This window comes from Candidatus Phytoplasma gossypii (genome assembly GCF_030586975.1).
GTDB lineage: Bacteria > Bacillota_I > Bacilli_A > Acholeplasmatales > Acholeplasmataceae > Phytoplasma > Phytoplasma citri.
This window is the reverse complement of record NZ_JAOSIT010000079.1, coordinates 1-1,105: the sequence shown is the minus strand read 5'-3', so window position 1 is coordinate 1,105 and position 1,105 is coordinate 1. Positions and strand designations below refer to the sequence as shown.

The 1,105-nt window shown below is 24.9% G+C and carries 1 protein-coding gene; it reads left to right on the top strand.

The annotated features are described in order from the left end of the window. Nucleotides 1–570, top strand: a 570-nt coding sequence (locus tag OC698_RS03165) for a phase variable surface lipoprotein (protein ID WP_304513234.1), incomplete at its 5' end; no start/stop codon positions are given. Between the last annotated feature and the right edge of the window lie 535 nt (nt 571–1,105).

Here is a 1,105-nt window from a genome sequence, read left to right as displayed (position 1 = left end):
CAAACCACTCCCAATGATTTAATCCCCATTAAAAACTTTTTAATCAGCTTAAAAACCGATTTAATTAATCTCACCATTGTTGCCCATTCCAAAAAGAAAAATACTTATCAAGAAGCGAATTATCGTCTTAAAAATCAAACCCTTTTTGTGGATTCACGCATATTAGAAGAAATTAAACAATTAAAAATCGCCTTAATTAAAGATACTAGTAATAGTAAACTATTACTTACGGATTTAACCCCGCTTAAAAGCCATAATAACCGCCTTCAAAACCACTATCCCCTTTTCCAAATCAATTATCAAAACGAAAAGAAAAATCAGATCAAAAAATTAATTGGGAAAATTGATGTTTCTAAATTAGTAACTTTACAATTATATCCGCTAGCTCCAAATAAGTTAGATAAATATCATAAACCTATCAAAACTAACTATAAGAAAGGTTTAAATATTATTTATTATCGTCAAGAAGATTTAAAATTTATCCAATCTTTTTTGACTAAAGCTCCACAAGGTTATCGGGTGAAAAAGTTACATCCTAAATATAAATATCTTCCTAAAAATAAAAAATGACATTTTTATGACACTTCACTGACACTTCACTGACACTTTACTGACACTTTACTGACACTTTTATGACAATTTCTCTCTTTAAATAACCTAGTTCAACATTAGCTTCTCAAAGGAATGATACTTGATATTTTATATCGATAATGATAATGATAATCGATATTTGATATTATCGTATCATCATTCTTAATCATTATCGATATCATAAAATTGCTTTTTGGAAACAACAATTTTGTTTTTAATTTATTTAAATCATTAAATTAACTTTAATTTTTAAGTTAATAACCTTTCCAAGGATGGAATATATCTTATTTAAAAATTAAATAATTTGTCTCAATTATCGAATTATTACTTAAAGAATTTTAAAAATTAAATCTTAAAGGAACACAAATGTAAGAAAAAAACCAAAAATGCAATAACAAAAGCGTTTAAATGAAAATAAACGGTTCGATTTGAATGATTAACATTATTAAAAATATTTTTATTTTTTAAAAAATGTGTTCGATAACCTTTCATTATATAAAATAAGGGATAACAA